Here is a 22,421-nt window from a genome sequence, read left to right on the forward strand (position 1 = left end):
GCGTCGACGTTCCGGCTAATGTGCGAGCCGGCGAGAGGGAGATCGGCGTGCACCACACATCGGCGGCACCGTCAGGTGTGCGTCACCTGACGGTTCACACCGGCACCCGCGGGGTCGACGTGGTGTTGTCGGCGCAGTCGCCGGTGGAGGCCTTGGTTCCCGCGATCGTCGATGTGCTGGGCATCGAACCCGGCCCGGTTGCAGTGGAGTTCCAGCTGCACACCCCGAGCGGGGCGGCTCTGGATCCATCGAAAACGTTGGCTGAGTTGGGTATTCGCGACGGGACAACGCTGTCGTTGGCCCGGTCGTCGACGGAGTGGGCGGCCCCGCGCTGCGACGATCCCGCCGAGGCGGTGTCGGCTGTGGTCACCGACATCGAGCATGGCTGGACCCGATCAGCGCTGCAGCGAGCCGGCACGCTGCTGGCGATCGGGTCGGCCGGTGTCGCCGCGGTGCTGCTGGTTCGGGCTGGGACCGATGCCGACGACACGCGTCACGCCGGTTGCGTCGGCATCTCCGCGGCGGTCAGCCTGCTTGCGCTGCTCGCGGCGGTCGGCGCGTATCGCGTTGCGCGCGTACCCCGGGCGGGGTGGGCGCTGGGCGTGATCGCCGTCGTGTTCGCCGCCATCTCAGGACTGTTCGCCGTTCCCGACGGCTTGGGCGCACCGAACGCGCTCCTTGCTGCCGCCGCTGCGGCATCATGCGCGCTGCTGATGCGTGTGATCGCCTGCCAGGCAATCATCTTCACTACCTTGACCTGCTTCGCGGTGACCTGTGTCGCCGTGGCCGGGGTGTCCGTGCTTGTCGGCGCTCCGCTTCCGGTGATGGGCGCGGTGCTGGCGGCGGTGTCGTTGGCCGTCATCGAAGCATCGCCCGCGGTGGCGGTCATGTTCACGCGGCTGTCGTCACACCAGGGTCGCGGTGTGCCCGCCACCGAGTCAGATCGGTGGCGGCTGAGCACAATCCGCGCCCACCGTTGGCTCGCCGGCGTGACGTCGGCGTTCTCGGCGTCGGCCGCCCTGGGGGCCGTCGGCGCACTGTCGGGGGCGTCTGCGCCGAGGTTGTGTTTCGGCGCGGTGATCGGCGTTCTTCTGCTGCTGCGGTCGCGGGCCCATCGGGACCTGAGCCGGTCCTTGCCGCCGCTGATCGGCGGAGCGGTGACGCTGGGCGCTGTCCTGGTTGCGGTCGGGGCGGTGTGGCCGGAGTACGCACCGCACGTCGCTGCCCTGTCGATGATGCTGGGGTTCGTCGCCTTGCACGTCGGTTATCTGGGGCCGCCCGCGACACCTTCCCTGGCCTGGCGGCGAACCGTCGAGGTGGTCGAGTATCTCGGCTTCGCAGCCGTTGTTCCGCTGAGCTTGTGGCTGTGCGGCCTGCTCACCGCTGCGCGCGCGGTGAATCTCTGGTGAAGACAAAGCGATCGGCATGGTGGCGATATCTGGCGGCGGCGACGTTGGCCACGTGGCCGCTTGGCGTCGCATCGCCGGCACGCGCGGTCGCGCCACCGCCGGTCGACGAGAGTTACCTGCCGCACGCGGGTCCGGCTCGCCCGCCCGGGTCGACGGTACAGCGAGAAATCTGCGCGGTGCCGGCCTTCGACCACGACACCGGGACTGGTCAACTCGCTGCGCTCGACGTGCGACCGGTGTGGCGCCTCACCCGCGGCGCCGGTCAACGCGTCGCGATCATCGACACCGGGGTCGCGCCGAACCCACGACTACCGCACGTGCTGCCCGGAGGTGACTATGTGTCCGCCGGCGATGGGACACAGGATTGCGACGGACACGGTACCGCCGTGGCCGGAATCATCGCCGCCGCAGCAGAATCCAACCACTCCGACGACTTCAGTGGCGTCGCCCTGGATGCCGCCCTGATCAGCATCCGGCAGTCCAGCACCAAGTTCGGCGCCGCGGATCCCGCGACGACGGGATACGGGGACGTGACCACCTTGGCACACGCGGTCCGAATCGCTGCCGATCTGAACGCCTCCGTGATCAACATATCCACGGTCGCCTGCACCCGCGTCGGCTCGGATCTGGACGATCGCGCCCTCGGCGCCGCGCTGTCGTATGCGGTCGACACCAAGGACGCCGTCGTGGTGGCCGCCGCGGGGAATGTGGGCGCCGGGCAGTGCCCTCCCCAGCAACACGATGCAACGTGGGACACCGCGACAGTCGTCGCGAGCCCAGGCTGGTACGACGACTACGTGCTCACGGTGGGTTCGGTGAACACGGCCGGAGAGCCCTCATCGTTCACCCTTGCCGGGCCATGGGTGGACGTCGCAGCGCCCGGTGAAGACGTCGTCTCGCTGGGCACATCAGGTGGCTTGGCGAATGTGCTTGGTGGAGGCCATGGTTCGACTCCGCTCTCGGGTACGAGTTACGCCGCGCCGGTGGTGAGCGGGCTGGCAGCGCTGGTGCGATCCCGCTTCCCGGCCTGGAACGCCCGCCAGGTGATGCAGCGCATCACGGCGACCGCGCATCATCCGCCCGGGAGACGGGATCCGCGCGTCGGCGCCGGCGTGGTGGACCTGCTTGCCGCCGTGAGCACCGATGCTCCCGTCGCGCCCTCCTCCACGACAGTGCGCGCACCGGCACCCCTCGACGAACCCGTGCCGACCCCGATGCCGGATCACCGCGCCCAGCGTGTGGCACTGCGCGGCGCGACGGTGTGCGGCGGATCGTTGGCGGTATTGCTGTCGATACGGACGACCTGGACCCGGTTACGGCGATCGGGTTCCGGCGACGGGCGGAACATCCTGCGCGACTGAGGCATTGGCCCGACTCAGCTCCGGACCAGTGGGCAGCGCCGCCAGCAGTGACCACGGTGCGGCCACCAACGGGTCCGCCAGGCCGAGATCGTGAGCCGCATCATCGTCATGCACGCCGAATCGAACCCCGGTGTCCGACACCAGATAGCGACCGCCCGCGCGGGCGCCGACACCGGACAGCCCGGTGGCGCGAACGAAGACCGCCCGCCCCGGCGGCAGGTACACCGCGTCGACGGCAGGCCCTGCGCCGTCCGCCTGCGCCAGCGCAACCGGTGCCTGTCCCGGCGCAATGGGCAGTCCACCAACCGAAAAAGACACCACCGGGGAACCCGACGTTGCGGGTCGCCAGCCCGCACACAACGTCGGGCCATCGGTGATCGGGGGAGCTTGCACATGATCGGGAAAATCGGTCACCGGCAGACGCGTCACCACCCTCGTCGTCCGGATGACGTCGGGTGCGACCGGGATGGCGGTGCGGGTGCCCTGTGAATCCGCGAATCGCACGAGATCGGCGACGACCTGCCCGACACGCTGAACCCCTTCTCGCAGAACGACGTAATGCTCGTCGCCGCCAGCCCGGGTCACCCGCAGCACACTGCCGACCCGGAAACCGGAGAGCGTGCCCGGGCCGCGGCGGCCGGTGTCGGGAATGCGCGGGGCGGTGATCGACGGCGACTCGGGTATCAGGTTCAGCAGCACCGGCGAGACCCGTCGCGGTGACCGTCCGTCGAGCAGCAAGGCGCGGGCCGTCGCAGTGTCAGCCGGGTCGACGACGGCCCGACGCCCGTCGAACAGCACATAGGTCGAGCCACCGGAAGTCGGTGTGACGAGCAAGGTCTGGTCTCGTTTCAGCAGATCCGATCGCCGGTCCGCGCCGACGATCACTGTCGTGCCGTCGCGGCCGTCGCACACCGTCCACTGTGATTCGTCGGCCTCGAGCGGCGCACCGACGAACTGGGGAGCGCCGGGGATGCCCACCAGCCGACCCAGTTTGGCGTGGCGCAAAGCGGTCGCGGCCATCGGCTGCGGGTCGGCGTTCGTCTTGGTGATCAACCGGGCCGACGCCAGGTTGAGCACCGGATGCACGGTGTCACCCATCCGGACGTACAGCGCCCCGGTCTGTTGCTCCATCAGGATCGGCGCCATCCCCAAGCCGGGTTGCGGGCGCATCAGAGCGAGTGCGAGACATCCCACGAGCAGGACGGTCGAGAGCGCGAGACCGACCGTCAACGCCTTCACGGGGCCGCGCGCCGGCTCCTCGACGGCCTGAACGTCGCCGCCCAGCAGCGCGCACTCGATACGCCGGCGCATGAATCGCTGACCGCTGATCTGCAGCCTGGTGGTCGGATGCCATGCCACCCGGTCACGGTAGGCACCGGTCGCGCCGTATCCCGACGGCAATCCACAGCCAATGCCTAAGCCGGTAGATATGACCGCGCGGCCGAAAATCCGTAGAATCACCCCGTGAGCATTAACTGCAAGAGCCGTCCCGCGCCTCGTCGCGCCTGGTCACGTGCCTTCGGCCTGACCGCGGCCGCATTGCTGAGCGCGGGCGTACTGCTCGTTGCACCCCACGGGACGCCGACCGCCGGGGCCGACAACTGCCCCGACATCGCGGTCACTTTCGCCCGCGGCACCGACGAACCCAAGGGGCTGGGCCGCGTCGGCGACGCTCTGGTCGACGGCATCCGGCAGAACACCGGCAAGAACGTCGACGCCTACGGCGTGAACTACCGCGCCACCCTGTTCCAGATCCACGGCAACGACGGCGCCAAGGACGCGATCAAGCACATCCAGGACATGGCCGACAAATGCCCGGCCACCCCGCAGGTGCTCGGCGGTTACTCCCAGGGCGCGTCGGTGGTCGACATCGTCACCGGAACCCAGATCGGCGGTGTCGGCTGGGGCGATTCGCTGCCGGCCAAATATGCCGATCACGTGGTCGCCGTGACCACCTTCGGCAACCCGGCCGACCGCAGCGGCGGGTCGATCGCCGCGCAGAGCGCCCTGTTCGGCGCCAAGGCCGTCGACTACTGCAACCCCGAGGACCCGATCTGTCACGCCGGCCAGGGCAACGAATGGAAGGGCCACACCGACGGCTACGTGCCGGTGTACACCAGCCAGGCCGTCAGCTTCGTCTCGACGCGGTTGCTGTCGGTGTTGCCGCAGACCGGGCCCACCGGTCCCGTCGGCCCGCAGACCGGGCCCACCGGTCCCCTCGGCCCGTTGCCCGGACCCAGCCCGCAGTCGAACCAGGGTCCGCTGCCCGGACCCAACCCCAACGTCCCGACCCCGTCGGTGGTCGACCAGACCCATCCCATCGCGTTCCGCTGATCACCGTGACACTGCGGGCCGCAGGTGCCCTCGTCGCGTTGGTCATGGTGGCGATGCTCGCGCCCGCCGCGGCTCCCTCGATGCTCTCGACCGCCTCCGCCGCCTGCCATGACGCCGAGGTGGTGTTCGCCCGCGGACGCCAGGAATCGCCCGGCGCCGGGATCCTCGGCAACGCCTTCGTCAGTGCGCTGCGATCGAGAGGCAACCGGGATGTCGGTCTCTACGCGGTGCAGTACCCGGCCAACACCGAGGTCACCATCGGCGCCAACGACATGAGCGCGCACGTGCAGTCGACCATCAACAGCTGCCCGAACACCCGCGTGGTGCTGGGCGGCTACTCGCTGGGCGCCGCGGTCACCGACGTCGTCATGGCCGCTCCCGGCGCGATGTTCGGCTTCACCAACCCGCTGCCGCCGGGCGCCGATCAGCACATCGCGGCGGTCGCGTTGTTCGGCAACGGCACCAAGTGGGTGGGGCCGATCGCGAACTTCAACCCGGTCTACACCGACCGGACCATCGACCTGTGCCACGGCGCCGACCCGATCTGCAATCCGGCCGACCCGCACACCTGGTCGGACAACTGGAATCAGCACATGGCCAGCGGCTACATCCAAGACGGCATGGTCAACCAGGCAGCCGACTTCGTCGCGGGCAAGCTCTCCTGAGCCACTGATCCAACACACAGGTCGGTACCAGCGGGCAACTAGTTTCACCCGCTAACTTTCCCCTATGCGCTCAGGTCTGCTCCGGCTGGCGGCGGTGGCGTTGTCGGCGGCCGTCCTGCTGACCGCCTCCGCCCTCGCCCCCCGCTCGATCACCAATGCGGCGACGGCGTCGGCGGCGTGCCCGGACGTCGAGGTCACCTTCGCCCGCGGCCGGGAGGAAGCCCCCGGTGTCGGCGCGGTCGGGCAGGCCCTCATCAACGGACTGCAAAAGCGCGTGCCGCACAGGACGATCGGCGCCTACGGCGTCAACTACCCCGCCGACGTCAGCGTCACCAAAGGTTCCAACGACATGAGCGCCCACGTCCAGTCGATGGCCAACGCCTGCCCGAACACCCGCCAGGTACTGGGCGGTTACTCGCTGGGCGCTGCCGCGGCCGACGTCGTAATCGCCGTGAACCAACCGGGATTCGGCTTCGTCAATCCCCTACCGCCGGCGACCGATCAGCACATCGCCGCGATCGCATTGTTCGGCAACGGCACTCAGAAAGTGGTCGGCGCCGTGCGCGGCCCCCGGCCGGACCTGGCCGGCAAGGTGATCGACTTGTGCGCGCCCGGCGATCCGATCTGCACCGGCGGCATCCAGGACCTGCACTGGCACTCGCATCTGCAGCCGTCGTACCTCGACTCGGGTCTGGTCGATCAGGCGGCGAACTTCGTCGCGGGCCGGCTCTAGTCCCGGGCGCGCAGGTCGCGGGTGATCAGCGTCCGGGCCTGCAACTCGCCGTCGGGCGGATAGTCCACCCCGACCAACGTCAAACCTCGCGCCGGCGCGGCCGCGTAGTCACTGGAACGCCTTGTGTCGGCGAGCAACTCGCCACACCACTCCGCGGTCCGCCGGTGCTCACCGACCGCCAGCAACGCGCCGACCAGCGATCGCACCATCGACCAGCAGAACGCGTCGGCGCTGACCTGCGCGGTGATCAGGTCGCCGTCGCGCTCCCAGTCGAAGCGCTGCAGGTCGCGAATGGTGGTCGCACCCTCACGATGGCGGCAGAAGGCCGCGAAGTCATTGAGCCCCAGCAGTTTCTGTGAAGCGGACGCCATCGCCTCGACATCCAACGGCCGCGGCCAGCTGGTGATGAAGTGGGCCTGCTGCGGATCCACCCCGTAGTCGGCGGTGGAGATGCGGTAGACGTAGTGCCGGCGCAGCGCCGAGAAGCGCGAGTCGAAACCCGCTGGCGCACGGATGATCCGGCGCACCCGCACGTCGGCGGGCAACAGTCTGGCGAGTCGACGGACCAGCGGCTGGAACTCCGGTTGATCCGGTCGCGGCGTGCGCGGATAGACGTGCGGCAGCGATTCCAGCGGAACGTCGACATGGGCGACCTGGCCTGTCGCATGTACACCGGTGTCGGTACGGCCGGCCGCGCCCAGCCGCAGCGAGGTACGGAACACCGTCGACAGCGATTCTTCGAGGACACCCGCGACCGTGCGTTGACCCGACTGAGTGGCCCACCCCGCGAAATCTGTTCCGTCGTAGGCGATGTCGAGCCTGAGACGAACGAGCCCGCCATCGGCGTCGATGGCGGGCACGTCGTTCAACGGCAGATCGTCAGGACTCGTCAGCGTCCTTGGCTTCTTCCCCGGCGGCCTCGGTCTCGGTGGCCTCGGCGGTTTCGGCCTCGGTGGTTTCAGCCTCGGCGGTGTCGGCCCCACCGGTCTCGGTGGCAACCTCCTGGACCGCCTCGGGCTCGACCGCGGCCTGCGGCGCCGCCGCGGCGGCCTCCGGTGCCGGTGCCTTCGCAGGCGCCTTCGAGGCGCCCACCCGACGCGCCCGGTCGGCTTCAGACGTCACCGTCTTCTCCTGCACCAGCTCGATGACCGCCATCGGGGCGTTGTCACCCTTGCGGTTCTCGACCTTGATGATGCGGGTGTAGCCACCGTTGCGGTCGGCGAAGAACGGACCGATCTCGGCGAACAGGTTGTGCACCACGTCTTTGTCGCGGATCTTCTTGAGCACCTCACGCCGGTTGTGCAGCGTGCCCTTCTTGGCGTGGGTGATCAGCTTCTCGGCATACGGCCGAAGTGCCCGCGCCTTGGGCTCGGTCGTCTTGATCCGGCCGTGCTCGAACAGCGCCGTCGCCAGGTTGGCCAGGATCGCCTTCTGGTGTGCAGACGATCCGCCGAGGCGAGGACCCTTGGTGGGCTTGGGCATTGCGACTTCTCCTCATTGGGGCCGACCCCCGTATCAGGTAGGGCCGGGACGGTGCTCTTCGAGCGGTTGGGCTTTAGAGCTGTTCGGTTTCGGCGTAGTCCTGGTCGTCGTAAGCGGCGGCCTCGGCGGACCAGGTGCCGGTGGCGACGTCGTAACCCGCGACCTCCGACGGGTCGAAGCTGGCCGGGCTGTCCTTGAGCGACAGACCCAACTGGTGCAGCTTGACCTTGACCTCGTCGATGGATTTCTGACCGAAGTTGCGGATGTCGAGCAGGTCGGACTCGGTACGCGAGACCAACTCGCCGACGGTGTGCACACCCTCGCGCTTGAGGCAGTTGTACGAACGCACGGTCAGGTCCAGGTCGTCGATCGGCAGGGCGAACGACGCGATGTGGTCGGCCTCGGCCGGCGACGGGCCGATCTCGATGCCTTCGGCCTCGACGTTGAGTTCGCGTGCCAGACCGAACAATTCGACCAGCGTCTTACCCGCCGACGCCAGCGCGTCACGGGGGCCGATCGAGCTCTTGGTCTCGACATCGAGGATCAACTTGTCGAAGTCGGTGCGCTGCTCGACACGGGTCGCGTCCACCTTGTAGGTGACCTTCAGCACCGGCGAGTAAATGGAATCGACTGGGATGCGGCCGATTTCGGCACCCGAGGCCTTGTTCTGCACGGCTGGGACATACCCGCGGCCCCGCTCGACGACGAGTTCGATCTCGAGCTTGCCCTTGTCGTTCAGCGTCGCGATGTGCATGTCCGGGTTGTGCACGGTGACGCCGGCCGGCGGCACGATGTCACCCGCGGTGACCTCACCCGGGCCCTGCTTGCGCAGGTACATGGTGACCGGCTCGTCCTCCTCGGAGGACACCACCAGGCTCTTGAGGTTCAGGATGATGTCGGTGACGTCTTCCTTGACCCCGGGCACGGTGGTGAACTCGTGCAGCACACCGTCGATACGGATGCTGGTGACGGCCGCGCCCGGAATCGAGGACAGCAGCGTGCGCCGCAGCGAGTTACCGAGCGTGTAACCGAAACCCGGCTCCAACGGCTCGATGACGAACTGCGAACGGCTGTCGCTGATGACCTCTTCGGACAGAGTCGGTCGCTGTGAAATCAGCATGGTGTTCTTCTATCTCCTTCTCGGCACCCGCTATTTGATGCCGTTCAGACCTCGGGGCGTTGTGCTCCGAGAAAACTGCGGTTACTTCGAGTAGTACTCGACGATGAGCTGCTCGGTGAGCGGCACCTCGATCTGCGCGCGCTCGGGCAGTTGGTGGATCAGGATCCGCTGCTGCTCACCGACCACCTGGATCCACCCGGGGATCGGGCGGTCGCCGGCGGTCTCGCGGGCGATCTGGAACGGCACGGTGTTCAGCGACGTCCCCTTGATGTCGATGATGTCGTACTGCGACACCCGGTAGCTGGGGATGGTCACCTTGACGCCGTTGACGGTGAAGTGACCGTGGCTGACCAGCTGACGGGCCATCCGGCGGGTCCGCGCGATGCCGGACCGGTACACGACGTTGTCCAGCCGGCTCTCCAGGATCTGCAGCAGCTCGTCACCGGTCTTGCCGGGACGACCGGCCGCCTCGGCGTAGTAGCGGCGGAACTGCTTTTCCATGACGCCGTAGGTGAAGCGGGCCTTCTGCTTCTCCTGCAGCTGCTGGCGGTACTCGCTCTCCTTGATCCGCGCGCGGCCGTGCTGGCCGGGCGGGTAAGGACGCTTCTCGAACGATTGGTCACCGCCGACCAGGTCGACGCCGAGGCGGCGCGACTTGCGGGTGATGGGTCCGGTGTAACGAGCCATTTTTCTTTACCTAGACCCTTCTGCGCTTCGGCGGGCGGCAGCCGTTGTGCGGCTGGGGGGTGACGTCGGAGATCGCGCCGACCTCCAGGCCGGCGGCCTGCAGTGAACGGATCGCGGTCTCGCGGCCCGAACCCGGGCCCTTCACGAACACATCGACCTTCTTGACGCCGTGCTCTTGAGCCTTGCGGGCGGCGTTCTCGGCGGCCAGCTGTGCGGCGAACGGAGTCGACTTACGCGACCCCTTGAAGCCGACGTGGCCCGACGATGCCCACGCCAGGACGTTGCCCTGCAGGTCGGTGATCGTCACGATGGTGTTGTTGAACGTGCTCTTGATGTGTGCGGCGCCGTGCGGGACGTTCTTCTTTTCCCGGCGCCGGGTCTTCTGACCCTTCTTCGGCGCGGAGGCGGCCTTCTTTGCTGGAGGCATGACTTACCTGGCCTTCTTCTTGCCGGCGATGGTGCGCTTGGGGCCCTTGCGGGTACGCGCATTGGTCTTGGTGCGCTGACCGCGGACCGGCAGGCCGCGGCGGTGCCGAAGGCCCTGGTAGCAGCCGATCTCGATCTTGCGGCGAATGTCGGCCTGAACCTCGCGGCGCAGGTCACCTTCGACCTTGAGGTTGCCTTCGATGTAGTCACGCAAGTGGGTCACCTGGTCGTCGGTGAGGTCCTTGGTGCGCAGATCTTTGTCGATCCCGGTAGCGGCCAGGATTTCGTTGGAACGGGTGCGACCCACTCCATAGATGTAGGTCAACGCGACCTCCATGCGCTTGTCGCGCGGGAGGTCGACGCCCATTAGTCGAGCCATGAATGGCGTTCCTTCTCTAAGCGGAGGTCTGAATCCCAGCCCGTTCCCTGGCCCAGACAACAACTCGGGGCTCCGGGGTCCGGCCTCCGTTCCGGACGTGGCTGAGCGCCCTATGCGCTCAGTGGTGCTGGGAGGTCTTCATTCAGTTGTGCGCGCCCGCGGTTCGGTGGGACTGAGCGTCGGGGCTAGCCCTGACGCTGCTTGTGGCGCGGATCGGAGCAGATCACCATGACCCGTCCATGCCGACGGATGACCCTGCACTTGTCGCAGATCGGCTTGACGCTCGGGTTCACCTTCACGGCTGTTCAGATCCTGTTCTGTCTACTCGTTGGCTGGTGGTTCGGGCTTTTACTTGTATCGGTACACGATGCGGCCCCGGGACAGGTCGTAGGGAGACAACTCCACCACCACCCGGTCCTCGGGCAGGATGCGGATGTAGTGCTGCCGCATCTTGCCGCTGATGTGCGCCAGCACCTTGTGGCCGTTTTCCAGCTCAATGCGGAACATCGCATTGGGCAGGGGCTCGACCACGCGGCCCTCGACCTCGATGGCGCCGTCCTTCTTGGCCATACTTCTCTTCGAATCCTCGTCTTTTAGTTTCGTATTGCTCGCCCGTAGGAGCGCAGCAGTCACCCGACCCCAAACGTGAGCCGGTGACAGGAAATTCCTAGGACAGGGCACGAAAGGTCGGCAAGACACGCCGCACAGATAGAAGACTGTACCTGTATCAGCGCAGTCGGCGCAAAATGCGCCAGCCGGGGTCCACCGGCCGTGCCTAGGTGGGTCGCAACGCGAGGATCTTGTTGTTACGGCCGGCGACGTACACCGTGCCGTTGTTGTCGACCGCCAGGCCCCACGGATAGTCGAGGCCGGTGAAGGACAGCTCCTCCTGCTGGGTCGATCCCACCGTGAGCTTCAGCGCGCGGTTGTCCGCGCTGTCGGTGACATACACCGCGCCGTTGCTGTCCACCGTGACGCCGCCGGGGTCGGCGAGGCCGACGAACGGCAAGGTGGTCTGGCTGTCCGAGCCGGGGGCCAACGCCAGCACCCGGTTGTTGCCGCCGTCGGCGACGTAGGTGGTGCCGTCCTTGCCGACCACCAGACCGGTGGGCGAATTCAGACCGTTGAAGGGCAGCCGGTACTGCTTGTTCGACCCGACGGCCAGCGCGACCACCTGGTTTCTGGTGGTGTCGGTGACGTAGACGGTGCGGGCGGCGTCCACGGTCAGCCCGGTCGGCCGGTCCAGATCGGCGAACGGCAGTTGGTTCTGTGTCCTGGTGCCGGCCGGCAAGACCAGCACCCGCTTGTTGCCGGAGTCGTTGACGTAGACGGTGCCGGTGTTGTCGGCCGTCACTCCGGTCGGCGAGTTGAGGCCTTCGAACGGCAGCTGGACCGGCTCGGTGGAGCCCGCGGACAGCGCCAGGATTCGGTTGTGCATGGTGTCGGCGACATACACCGTGCCGCCGTAGTCCACCGACAATCCCTGCGGTTCCCGCAGTCCGGTGAAGGGCAGCAGGCTCTGCCGCACGTTCTCGACCGGCGTTCCGTTGCTGCCGCTCAGGGTGACGGCCATGACGACGGCGATCAGCGCGAGCACCGCGGTGGCCGGGATCAGGACACGCGGTCGGCGCCACCACGGCGGCCGGCCCAGCAGCAACGCCTGCTGGCTGCGGGGCCCGATCTGGGTGAAGGACTCCGGCCGCGAGGCGGTCGGCTCGGGCGCTCCGCGTAACGAGCCCGACGCGACGTTGCCCGGGGGGCCCGGCTGCGGGCCGGACCGCCGCCGTCCATGCCGTCCGGGCGAGGGCGCCGGCGCGGTGAGTGCCTCGCGCGCGGCGCGGGCCAGGTCCATCGCGCTGCCGAAGCGCTCCGCGGGCGCCTTGGCCATGCCCTTGGCGATGACGGCGTCGAAGTTGTCCAGCCCCGGCCTGGACTGCGACGGTCGCGGCGGTGGAGCGACCAGATGGTTGCCGACCTGCTGCTCCAGGCTGTCGCCGGGGAAGGCGTGCTCGGCGGTCAAGCACTCGTAGAGCACGCACGTCAACGAGTAGATGTCCGAGCGGGCGTCGATCGCGGGCGCGCCGGACTCCTGGCCGGAGAACCGTTCCGGAGCCATGTAGTGGAAGGTGCCGATCACATCTCCGACACTGGTCAGACCGCGCTCACCGACCGCGAGGGCCAGGCCGAAATCGATCAGGTAGGCGTAGTCGTCGTCGTCGATCAGGATGTTGGACGGCTTCACGTCGCGGTGCAGCAAGCCCGCCCGGTGCGCCGTCTGCAGGGCCATCGCGATCTGTTCGACGAAGCGGACCGCCCGCGCCGGCGGAAGCGGGCCGACGCTCAGCATCGACTGCAGATCGGTGCCTTCGACGAGCCGCATGTCGACGAACAGCCGCCCGCCGATTTCACCGTGGGTGTGGATCGGCACGATATGCGGACTGTTCAGTCGCGCGGCGGCATGTGCTTCACGACGGAACCGCTGCTGGAACACCTCGTCGCGGGAGATCTCGGCAGGCAGGATCTTGATGGCGACCGTGCGGTCGATGGCGGTGTCGTGGGCGCGCCACACTTCGCCCATGCCGCCTCGGCCCAGCAACTCGATCAGCCGGTAGTTCCCGAACGTCGATCCCTGCAACAAGTCCCTCCCGTCGCACCTTTAACAGCTTGTCATGGTTGCATGTGAAGCTATCGTGCGTCGCCGCATTGGCGCGACTTCGCCGCGAGCCGGGGCGACATTCCGCCGGGTCCGTCGACTCGCCGCCGGCACCGACACCAGCCCGCTCGGACAACCTGCCGCAGCGGTCGTGACGAGGGCATACTTACTAGCGATGACTAGTCCCCCAAGTGCCGACAACGCATCCCGCAAACCGGTGATGCTGACCGTTGACGACGACCCGGCGGTGTCCCGCGCCGTCGCCCGGGATCTGCGGCGCCGATACGGCGACGCTCACCGCATCGTGCGGGCCGAATCGGGTCCTGACGCGCTGGAAACCCTCAAGCAGTACAAGCTGCGCGGTGAGACGGTCGCGATGCTGGTCGCCGACTACCGGATGCCTCAGATGACCGGTATCGAATTCCTCGAAGCGGCGATGGACCTCTACCCCGCCGCCAAGCGGGTGTTGCTCACCGCCTACGCCGACACCCACGCCGCGATCGACGCCATCAACGTCGTCGACCTCGACCACTACCTGCTCAAGCCGTGGGATCCGCCCGAGGAGAAGCTGTACCCCGTCATCGACGAGCTGCTCGAAGTGTGGAGACGAGCGCCTGAGCGGCCCATCCCGCACACCAAGGTGATCGGCCACCGCTTCTCGGCGCGATCCCTGGAGGTCCGCGACTTCCTGGCCCGCAACGGACTGCACTACAACTGGTTCTCCTCCGACGAGCCCGTTGGTGAGCAATTGCTGCAAGCCGCCGGCGTCGACGACAAACGACTCCCGGTCGTCGTCACCGAACACGGTGACCCACTCGTCGAGCCCAGCGACGCCGAACTGGCCGACACGCTGGGCCTGACGACGACGCCGTCGCAAGACTTCTACGACCTGATCGTGGTCGGCGGCGGGCCCGCGGGTCTGGCCGCCGCCGTCTACGGCGCCTCCGAGGGTCTGCGCACCGTGCTCATCGAAACCACCGCAACGGGCGGCCAGGCCGGCCAGAGCTCGAAAATCGAGAATTACCTGGGCTTTCCGGACGGGGTGTCGGGCAGCCAACTGGCCGAGCGCGCCCGCAGGCAGGCAGAGAAGTTCGGCGCCGAACTCATCACCGCCCGCACGGCGACCGCCCTTGAGGTCAACGGACCGAAACGCACGATCCGCTTCGCCGACGGCGGTTTCATCGACGCGCACGCGATCATCGTCGCGACCGGGGTCGCCTACAACGAGCTGTCGGCGGACGGCTGCGACAACCTCAAAGGCCGCGGCGTGCACTACGGGGCGGCGGTGTCCATCGCCGCGGAGTGCGAGGGTGAAGAGGTCTACGTGATCGGCGGGGCGAACTCGGCCGGCCAGGCTGCGATGTACCTGTCCCGCGAGGCGAAATCGGTGACGATCGTGGTCCGCGGGCCGTCGCTGGAGGCCTCGATGTCGCACTACCTGATCCAGCAGATCGAGCAGCGACCCAACATCACCGTCCGCACCTGTACCGAAGTGCACTGCGCCGTCGGCACCGACCACCTCGAACGACTGACCCTGATCGACAACAGCACCGGTCAGACCGAAGACGTCAGCTGCGCCCGGATGTTCATCTTCATCGGCGCCGCACCCCGCACCGACTGGCTCCAGGATGTGCTCGCCCGCGACGACCACGGCTTCATCCTCACCGGCCCCGATCTGCGCAACGTGTGCGGCTGGACGCTGGATCGGCCACCACACCACCTGGAAACCAGCGTGCCGGGCGTGTTCGTGGCCGGCGACGTGCGGTCCGAATCGGCCAAGCGGGTCGCCGCGGCGGTCGGCGAAGGGTCGATGGCCGTCATGCTGGTCCACCGTTACCTGGCGGAGTCATGACGATCGAAAAAGGTTGCGACGCAGACGAATTGCGGACACTCTTCCTGTTCGAGCACCTCAATGACGCGCAGCTGGCGACGCTGTGCGCCGACGGGGAGATCCAGGTCTACGAACCCGGGCCGCTCTGCGTGGAAGGCGAGCCGGCCACCTGTTTCTACGTGCTGATCGAGGGCGAGCTGGCCATGTCCAAGCTGTCCGGCGGGCAGGACATCGAAACCAATCGGACGTCGCACCGCGGCGTGTATTGCGGTGCCTGGCAGGCGTTTACCGGCGAGAAGCAGCAGCTCTACACCACGTCGGTGCACGTGACCAAGCCGTCGCGGTTTTTCGTGATGGACGCTCCGGCGTTCGCCGCGTTCATGAAGGACCAGTTCCCGATGGCGGTCCACCTGCTCGACGGCATCGCCGTGGGCACCGAACGAACCCGGCGCCTGATCGACAACCGCGAGAAGCTCTTGGCGCTGGGCCAGTTGTCGGCCGGCCTCACCCATCAGCTGAACAATCCGGCGGCGGCCATCTCGCGGGCGGCCCAGGAGTTGCGCGGCCGAATCTCCAACATGCGCGGCAAATTGGCGATGCTGGCCGACGGCACCGTCAGCCCGGAGACGCTGAACGCCCTGGTGCGACTGCAGGATGCGGTCGCCGAACAGGTCTCCAAGTCGGCGGCGGTGCATCTGAGCGCGATCGAGACCTCGGACCTCGAAGACACCGTCGGCGACTGGCTCGAAGACCACGGCATCGACGGCGGCTGGGACATCGCGCCCAACTTCGTCGAAGGCGGCATCGACACCGACTGGCTCGAGCGGATCGCCGCCACCGCCGAGGAACTCGAAGCGGCGACCTCGTTGGGGCAGGCGATCCAGTGGATCAACTACACCATCGAGAGCGAGCTGCTGATGAGTCAGCTCGTCGAAGCGAGCCAACGGATTACAGCGCTGGTCGCCGACGCCAAGCAGTATTCGCAGATGGACCGGGCGCCGTTCCAGGTGGCCGACGTGCACGACCTGCTGAAGAGCACGCTCACCATGTTCGCCGACCGGCTGGGCAAGGACAGCACGTGCCACATCAAGGTGGCCAAGGACTGCGATCACGCACTGCCGCCGATCCCCTGCTATCCAGGCGATCTCAACCAGGTGTGGACCAACATCATCGACAACGCGATCTCGGCCATGGGGACCGCGGGCGGCACGCTGACGATCCGCACCTGCCGCGAAGCCAACGAGATGCTGCGGGTGGAGATCTGCGATACCGGGCCGGGCATCCCCGAGGACGTTCGCGAACGCATCTTCGAGCCGTTCTTCACCACCAAACCGGTCGGCGAAGGCACCGGATTGGGCCTGGACCTGGCGTGGAAGATCGTGGTGAACAAGCACCACGGCGATCTGCGGGTGGAGTCGGTTCCCGGCGACACCCGCTTCATCGTGCTGCTTCCGCTGGAGATGCCGCCGGCGGTCGATGTCACGCTGCCCGAGGACGGCGACCCCGCCGAGCGTGATTTGAACAAAACGTAACCAACAATCGTTATAACGGCGTCGAATAACTATTATTGTGACCGGTGGTCCAATCGGGTACGCCGGACCAAGCTACGCGCGGGGACTCCTCATCAGAGGTGGCGTGTTGGGGGTGGCTATGACGCCGATGGCTCACAGAGCCTTTCGGCCTACTGCCTGCACGTGTATCTCAGAGATCTCCGTGACCGCAAGGGGTAACTACACGGGGGTGCTGCGAACATGGACAGTCAGCGGGAAACTTTTTCGGTAACCGGCGACATCTCCACAGATGTCAGCCAGCGGGTCGCGATGGCCCGGCATTTCGCGTCGATCGGACAGTTGCCGTTCTTCCAGGAGATCAGTTCGGTCGACCCGCCGCGCGTCGGTGTTCGCGGGCATCAGTGCGTGTTGCTGGGCTCGAACTCCTACATCGGACTCTCGACGCATCCGGGCGTGATCGCCGCGGCGACGCGGGCCACCGAGGAATTCGGCACCGGCACCACCGGTAGCCGCCTACTCAACGGGACCTACAGCCTGCACGTCGCGCTGGAGAAGAAGCTCGCCGACTGGCTCGGACACGACGACGCGGTCGTCTTCACCACCGGCTACCAGACCAACGTCGGCACCATCCAGGGCCTGATCGGCTCGGACTGCCTCGCCGTGGTCGATTCGTACGCGCACGCCTCGATCCGCGACGGGGTCCGGCTCAGCCGGGCCGTCGAGGAGAGGTTCGACCACAACGACGTTGCGTCGCTGAAGGACGCGCTGCACCGGCACGCCGGTACGCAGTTCCGGCGGACCCTGGTGCTGGTCGACTCGCTGTACTCGATGGAGGGATCGACGGCCCCGCTCGAGCAGATCATCGACGTGTGCAAGAACGCCGGCGCGCTGCTGATGGTCGACGAGGCCCACGGCATCGGGGTCTTCGGGCCGACCGGTGCCGGGTTGTCCGAACTCACCGGGGTCACCCAGGACATCGACGTCCTGATGGGTTCGCTGTCCAAGGCCGTCGGCGGGTTGGGCGGCTTCGTCGCGGGATCGCAGGACATCGTCGACGAGATCCGGTTCAGTGCACGCTCCCTGTGGTTCAGCACCTCCGGCACCCCGGCGTCGATGGCGGCGGCGGCGGCGGCGATCGACGTGATCCGCAGCGACGAGGGCGCCCGGCGCCGACAGCAATTGGAGCGCAACGCCCGACTGATGCGTGAGTCGTTGCGACCCCTCGATGTCGAGCTGAACCGCGCCGACGAGCGCAGTCCGGACTGGTCGCCGATCATCCCGATCCGGCTGTTCGACGAGTTGCGCACCGTACTGAGCTGGAACAACCTCAGCGACGCCGGCGTCTTCGTCACGCCGGCGGTCTATCCGGCCGTGCCGGTCGGCAAACCGGTGCTTCGGGTGTGCATGACCTCGGAGCTCAGCGAAGACGACATCCGTTGGTGCGCAAAGACTTTGTCAGCAGAACTGTCGTGGGCCCTGGCCGCCGCATGAGAGACGGCTTCCGCCTGGCCATCACGGGCGCGACCGGAGACTTCGGCCGTAGCGTGCTGCGCTGGGCGTGTGGCTGCGACGACATCGCCGAGATCACCGCGCTCGGCCGACGCCCGTCCGGTGTGCGCCACGACAAGGTGCGCGAGACGACCTTGGACCTGAGCGGCCCGTTCGATCTCGAGTCGGTGCGCGGCTACGACGCGTTGATCCACCTGGCCTACTGCGTCGAGGAACCGCACGACAAACGCCGCGCCTACCAGGTCAACGTCACGTCCACCCGGGTCTTGCTGGAGCAGGCCCGCCTGGCGGGCATCGGGCAACTCGTCCTCACGTCGAGTGCCAACGCGCTCGGTGTGTCGGCGTGCGGCACCGGCGAGGCGCACACCGAAACGAGCTATCCGGCCGGCGATCGGGACACCGGGCACTACTACTTCCAGCACAAGGCCCTGCTGGAGCACCTGGCCAACTGGTACTGGGTGAACGCCACCGACGGCAAGATGTCCTTGGCCGTCGTGCGGCCCTGCTACGTCGTCGGCGACCATTTCGACAACTCGGGCCTGCAGACGATGTTGTCGAAATCGGTTGTCTATCCCAAACCTTCGCGATCGTTCTACCAGTTTCTCTGGGACTCCGATCTGGTCGATGCCTACGCGACCATCCTCTCGGGTGGGCTGAGCGGCCTCTACAACGTGGCGCCGGCCGACCACACCAGCGTCGCGGAGATCTGCACGATCACCGGCGCCAGACTGATCCCGGGCCCACTGAGCCTGCTGAAGCCGGGCGCGGACCTGTTGTTCCGGTTGCGCCTGTCCCCCTTCTCCGGGCACTGGGTGACGCTCGGCGACCCGGTGCTCGACTCCGGGTTGCTGCAGTCGACCACCGACTGGCGGCCGTCGATGAATTCGGCTGCGGCACTGCGGAAATACCTGACCGCGCGCGACAACCTCCCGATCCAGGAAGGACACACCGCATGAATCGCACCGAACTCGAAGCGCGACTCTCCTATGTCGACGCCGTGCGCCGACACCTGCCCACGTTGGCCGACCAGCTCGAGAAGCTGGGACTGTTGGCCATCGAGGACCCGGGCAGCGGCGTCATCGACTTGTGGAAGGAGCACGACGGCCCGCGGCTGACCGCGCCGACGGAGCTCAGCGGCCTCGGCGCCAGCTGCGTGGAAACCGTTGAGCTGCAACGGGGTGTCGGCTACCTGAGTCCGTCGCTGGCCGCCGCCACCACCATGCACTACCTCTCGGTGGCCGGCCTCGTCGACTTCGCCGAAACCGCCGACCAGGCGACGGTGGGACTGGTCAAATCCCTGATCGAGAACAACACGGTGTTCGCGTCGGGCTTCTCGGAGGGCACGATCGAGGGCAGCGTCTTTCGTCCGACCATGAAGGCGGACCCGGCTGACGGCGGCTACACCGTCACCGGCAGCAAGAAGCCCTGCAGTCTGGCCGACAGTATGGACTGCGTGATGGCGAGTGTGGTGCTCAGCGACACCGGGCAGCGCGCCATCACGCTGATCTGGAACGGCAGCCCCGGTCTGTCCGTCAGCCCGCTCTGGACCAGCCCGGCGCTGGGTGCCGCGCAAACCCATGCGGTCAACTTCGAAAACGTCTTCGTGCCAAACGATCTGTCTATGGTCAGCGACATCGAAGATCCCGATGGCCGCAACGAGAAGTCCGGTTACGTGCTGTTCGGGCTGATCATCACCGCCGGTTATGTCGGCGCCGCGACGCGACTGGCACTCAAACTCGTCGAGCGGCCCAACTTCACCGAAGCCGACTTCGTCGAATTGTTCTCCCCCATCGAGGGAGTATGGCGGGCGCTACGCATGGTCGCGGCCCGCTACGACGGTGGCGATCGCAGCGACGACCTGTTCGCCGACCTGTTGTGGATCCGGCTCGGTCTGCGCGACCAATTGCAGAGCAGCGTCGCCCGCCTGGTGTCGCGGGTCGGCGGTGTCGGATTCGCCACCGATCCCGAAGTCGCCTATCTGGTCGGGTGCATCAGCGCCTACTCGTTCCACCCGCCCAACCTGCGCGAGGCGGGGACCTTCCTGATCGACCACGAGTTGGCGGGCAAGATCGACCTGACGCGCAGCTAGCTTTCGCTGATCCCCACGGCCGCATGCAGTTTGGCGAGCGGCTTGGGCGCCCACCAGTTCCACCGGCCGACCAGCTTCATGAAGGCCGGCACCAGCACCATCCGCACCAGCGTGGCGTCGACGATCACCGCCAGCGCCAAACCCACACCGATCATCCGCATGAACGACACCTGACCGGTGCTGAGCGCGGCGAAGACGATCACCATCAACAGCGCGGCGGCGGTGATCACCCGGCCCGCCGTCGCGATGCCCATTGTCACCGCTTCGGCGTTGTCCTCCGGCCCCTGAGCTGATTTCAGCCAGTGCTCCTGGATCCGCGACAGCAGGAACACCTCGTAGTCCATCGACAAACCGAACGCGGTGGCGAACAGGAACACCAGCACGTCGGCGACCAGGGTGCCGGTCGCCGTGGTGCCGAGCCCGCCGAGGTGGCCCTCCTGGAACACCCACACCAGCGCGCCGAGCGTCGCCGACAGTGACAACGTGTTGAGCACCAACGCTTCCAGCGGCAGCACCAAGCTGCCGGTCAGTAGGAAGATCAACACGAAAGTCGTTGCGGCGACCAGTAACAGCACCACGGGCAACCGCCGGACGATCTCGTCGACCGAATCCCGGTTCAGCTGGTCGGCCCCGGTGAACAACGCCTCGGCCCGGTGCGGCACCGGGACGCCCCGGAGTTGGTCGATCGCGGTGCGGTACCGCGAGTCCAGCGACGAGCCGGGCACCGACACCGACAGCCAGAGGCTGCCGTCTTTGGCCGCCGTCGGCGACATCGGCGGCCCGACGCTGTTGCCGGCAACAAACGAACCATTGGGCGCGGCAACGGCTTCCACGCCCGGAACATTGGACAGCGCGGTCGCGTAGTCGGAGACATCGCCCTCGCTCAGGCTGCGCGCATCGGGGATCACGATCGACGTGGCCATCGCCGGATCAGCCGGGAACTCGCTGCGCATGATGTCGCCGACCTGGCGGGACTGTGCCGTGGTCGGAAGGACCCGGTCGTCCGGCAAGCCGAAGCGGGCCCGCGCGAACGGCGACCCGAGCAGGAGCAACAGTGCCACGACGGCCAGGGCGCAAGGCAACGCGTGGCGCATCACGAACGTCGCGACCCGGTACAGCGCGCCGTGCCGCACGTCCGGGTCCGGCTTGGCGCGACGGAACAGCGTCCGGATGTTCAGCGATTCGATCCGGTCGCCCAGCAGCTTGATCACCGCCGGAGCCACGACGACGGCGTACAGCCCGGCCAGGGCCACCACCCCGCATCCGGCGTAGGCCATCGAACGCAGGAAGTACATCGGGAACACCGCGAGCGCGCTGACCGCGAGGAACACCGTGCAGGCGGAGAACAAGATCGTCCGCCCTGCAGTGGTGACCGCCCGGCGCAACGCGAGGTCGCGATCGCCGACATCGAGGTACTCCTCGCGATAGCGGCTGATCAACAGCAGCGTGTAGTCGATGGCCAGCGCCAGGCCCATGGCGGTGGTGAGGTCGAGGGAGAAGATCGACACGTCGGCGAACAGCGTGATCCCCCGCAGCATCCCGAGCGTCCCGACGATCGCCAGCCCACCCACAACCAGTGGCAGCAGGGCGGCGAAAAGCCCGCCGAACACCCACACCAGGACGATCAGTGACAACGGCAGCGTGATGGCCTCGGCGGCCAGTAGGTCCTTCTCGGACTGGTCGTTGATCTCCGAGGCCACCGTCGCGGTGCCACCGGCCAGCACCTCGACTCCGTCGCGCTTGCCGGTGAACCGGTCCGAGATCGCCTTGGCGTGCTTGGGTGCGTCGTTCTCCGATCCGGTGATACCGGTGATCACCAGACCCGTCTTGCCGTCCTTGCTGACCAGACCGGGGCTCTGCGGGGTGCCGTCCCAGGGCGATTCGACGTCGTTGACGAATTCGGATCGCCGTAATTCATCGACGAGTTTGCGTCCGGCTGCCGCTGCCGCCGGGTCCTGCACGCTGCTGGGTGCGCGCACCACCAGCGTCAGGTCCATATCACCCTGGCCGAACGTGGTGGTGAGTACTTTCATGCCGCGAGCCGACGGCGAGCTCGGATCTTGAAAGCCCGCAGCGCCAAGGTGTTCGGTGACGGTGGCGCCGAACGCCGCCGCGACGACGGTGAGCAGCAGCACGCCGGCAAGCACTCGCTTGGGGGCTGCGATGACGAGACGAGCCAGCAGCGAAAGCATCCAGGCGATGCTACCCAGGGCAACCCGCCGCCAAACCCGG

Annotated in this window: 21 protein-coding genes; 10 read left to right on the plus strand and 11 right to left on the minus strand. The window is 67.4% G+C overall.

Annotation, left to right across the window (positions count from 1 at the left end; translation table 11 throughout):
* The first annotated feature begins 47 nt into the window (after positions 1–47).
* Entirely contained in the window at positions 48–1,409 is a 1,362-nt protein-coding gene (eccD, locus tag ACZYW1_RS06475; RefSeq protein ID WP_463784219.1) for a type VII secretion integral membrane protein EccD, read from the plus strand.
* Positions 1,406–2,770: a type VII secretion-associated serine protease mycosin gene (gene mycP, locus ACZYW1_RS06480; RefSeq protein WP_463784220.1), complete on the plus strand. Its 1,365-nt coding sequence runs from the start codon at positions 1,406–1,408 to the stop codon at positions 2,768–2,770. Before eccD ends, mycP begins: the two co-directional genes overlap by 4 nt.
* On the opposite strand, the gene eccB is transcribed toward mycP, so the two are convergent.
* On the minus strand, positions 2,723–4,129 hold the full coding sequence (gene eccB, locus ACZYW1_RS06485; RefSeq protein ID WP_463784221.1) for a type VII secretion protein EccB: 1,407 nt from the start codon (positions 4,127–4,129) through the stop codon (positions 2,723–2,725). The two genes, mycP and eccB, sit on opposite strands and share 48 nt — an antisense overlap.
* Before the next feature lie 183 nt (positions 4,130–4,312).
* On the opposite strand from eccB, the gene ACZYW1_RS06490 reads away from it, so the two are divergent.
* The 3 genes from ACZYW1_RS06490 to ACZYW1_RS06500 all read left to right on the plus strand — a co-directional run bounded on the left by ACZYW1_RS06490 (position 4,313) and on the right by ACZYW1_RS06500 (position 6,502).
* Positions 4,313–5,104: a cutinase family protein gene (locus ACZYW1_RS06490; RefSeq protein ID WP_463787718.1), complete on the plus strand. Its 792-nt coding sequence runs from the start codon at positions 4,313–4,315 to the stop codon at positions 5,102–5,104.
* Between the two features lie 44 nt (positions 5,105–5,148).
* Positions 5,149–5,769: a cutinase family protein gene (locus tag ACZYW1_RS06495; RefSeq protein ID WP_463787719.1), complete on the plus strand. Its 621-nt coding sequence runs from the start codon at positions 5,149–5,151 to the stop codon at positions 5,767–5,769.
* A gap of 64 nt (positions 5,770–5,833) precedes the next feature.
* Positions 5,834–6,502 (plus strand): cutinase family protein, encoded by a 669-nt coding sequence (locus ACZYW1_RS06500; protein WP_463784223.1) that lies wholly within the window; start codon positions 5,834–5,836, stop codon positions 6,500–6,502.
* Here the strand turns inward: ACZYW1_RS06500 and truA are convergent.
* The 9 genes from truA to ACZYW1_RS06545 form a co-directional block, all read right to left on the minus strand.
* Positions 6,499–7,371, minus strand: a complete 873-nt coding sequence (truA, locus tag ACZYW1_RS06505) for a tRNA pseudouridine(38-40) synthase TruA (RefSeq protein WP_463784224.1) — start codon at positions 7,369–7,371, stop codon at positions 6,499–6,501. The two genes, ACZYW1_RS06500 and truA, sit on opposite strands and share 4 nt — an antisense overlap.
* A 10-nt stretch (positions 7,372–7,381) precedes the next feature.
* Positions 7,382–7,984: a 50S ribosomal protein L17 gene (gene rplQ / locus ACZYW1_RS06510; protein ID WP_463784226.1), complete on the minus strand. Its 603-nt coding sequence runs from the start codon at positions 7,982–7,984 to the stop codon at positions 7,382–7,384.
* A 73-nt stretch (positions 7,985–8,057) separates the two neighbouring features.
* The gene (locus ACZYW1_RS06515; RefSeq protein ID WP_240259689.1) at positions 8,058–9,104 is read right to left on the minus strand and encodes a DNA-directed RNA polymerase subunit alpha; all 1,047 of its coding nucleotides are present in this window, start codon (positions 9,102–9,104) and stop codon (positions 8,058–8,060) included.
* Positions 9,105–9,185: 81 nt separating this feature from the next.
* A complete protein-coding gene (rpsD, locus tag ACZYW1_RS06520) occupies positions 9,186–9,791 on the minus strand; it encodes a 30S ribosomal protein S4 (protein WP_292992066.1) in 606 nt (201 codons plus the stop codon).
* Positions 9,792–9,801: 10 nt separating this feature from the next.
* Positions 9,802–10,218, minus strand: coding sequence for a 30S ribosomal protein S11 (gene rpsK, locus ACZYW1_RS06525; RefSeq protein ID WP_292992068.1), 417 nt, complete (start codon positions 10,216–10,218; stop codon positions 9,802–9,804).
* 3 nt (positions 10,219–10,221) lie between these two features.
* Entirely contained in the window at positions 10,222–10,596 is a 375-nt protein-coding gene (gene rpsM, locus ACZYW1_RS06530; RefSeq protein WP_292992070.1) for a 30S ribosomal protein S13, read from the minus strand.
* A gap of 185 nt (positions 10,597–10,781) precedes the next feature.
* On the minus strand, positions 10,782–10,895 hold the full coding sequence (gene rpmJ, locus ACZYW1_RS06535; protein ID WP_003879483.1) for a 50S ribosomal protein L36: 114 nt from the start codon (positions 10,893–10,895) through the stop codon (positions 10,782–10,784).
* Between the two features lie 49 nt (positions 10,896–10,944).
* Positions 10,945–11,166 (minus strand): translation initiation factor IF-1, encoded by a 222-nt coding sequence (gene infA / locus ACZYW1_RS06540; protein ID WP_003418601.1) that lies wholly within the window; start codon positions 11,164–11,166, stop codon positions 10,945–10,947.
* A 205-nt stretch (positions 11,167–11,371) separates the two neighbouring features.
* Positions 11,372–13,234 (minus strand): serine/threonine-protein kinase PknD, encoded by a 1,863-nt coding sequence (locus ACZYW1_RS06545; protein ID WP_463784229.1) that lies wholly within the window; start codon positions 13,232–13,234, stop codon positions 11,372–11,374.
* Positions 13,235–13,424: 190 nt separating this feature from the next.
* Here ACZYW1_RS06545 and ACZYW1_RS06550 point away from each other — a divergent pair, with 190 nt between their 5' ends.
* The 5 genes from ACZYW1_RS06550 (at position 13,425) to ACZYW1_RS06570 (ending at position 20,189) form a co-directional block, all read left to right on the plus strand.
* The gene (locus ACZYW1_RS06550) at positions 13,425–15,101 is read left to right on the plus strand and encodes an NAD(P)/FAD-dependent oxidoreductase (RefSeq protein WP_463784231.1); all 1,677 of its coding nucleotides are present in this window, start codon (positions 13,425–13,427) and stop codon (positions 15,099–15,101) included.
* Entirely contained in the window at positions 15,098–16,612 is a 1,515-nt protein-coding gene (locus ACZYW1_RS06555) for an ATP-binding protein (protein WP_463784234.1), read from the plus strand. Before ACZYW1_RS06550 ends, ACZYW1_RS06555 begins: the two co-directional genes overlap by 4 nt.
* Before the next feature lie 219 nt (positions 16,613–16,831).
* Positions 16,832–18,082: an aminotransferase class I/II-fold pyridoxal phosphate-dependent enzyme gene (locus tag ACZYW1_RS06560; protein WP_463784236.1), complete on the plus strand. Its 1,251-nt coding sequence runs from the start codon at positions 16,832–16,834 to the stop codon at positions 18,080–18,082.
* Entirely contained in the window at positions 18,079–19,056 is a 978-nt protein-coding gene (locus ACZYW1_RS06565; protein WP_463784238.1) for an NAD-dependent epimerase/dehydratase family protein, read from the plus strand. The genes ACZYW1_RS06560 and ACZYW1_RS06565 overlap by 4 nt, the downstream gene beginning before the upstream one ends.
* Positions 19,053–20,189, plus strand: coding sequence for an acyl-CoA dehydrogenase family protein (locus tag ACZYW1_RS06570; protein ID WP_463784240.1), 1,137 nt, complete (start codon positions 19,053–19,055; stop codon positions 20,187–20,189). Before ACZYW1_RS06565 ends, ACZYW1_RS06570 begins: the two co-directional genes overlap by 4 nt.
* On the opposite strand, the gene ACZYW1_RS06575 is transcribed toward ACZYW1_RS06570, so the two are convergent.
* A complete protein-coding gene (locus ACZYW1_RS06575; protein ID WP_463784242.1) occupies positions 20,186–22,381 on the minus strand; it encodes an MMPL family transporter in 2,196 nt (731 codons plus the stop codon). The two genes, ACZYW1_RS06570 and ACZYW1_RS06575, sit on opposite strands and share 4 nt — an antisense overlap.
* Positions 22,382–22,421: the final 40 nt, after the last annotated feature.

The sequence above is a fragment of the Mycobacterium sp. IDUB_36 genome, from assembly GCF_055419225.1.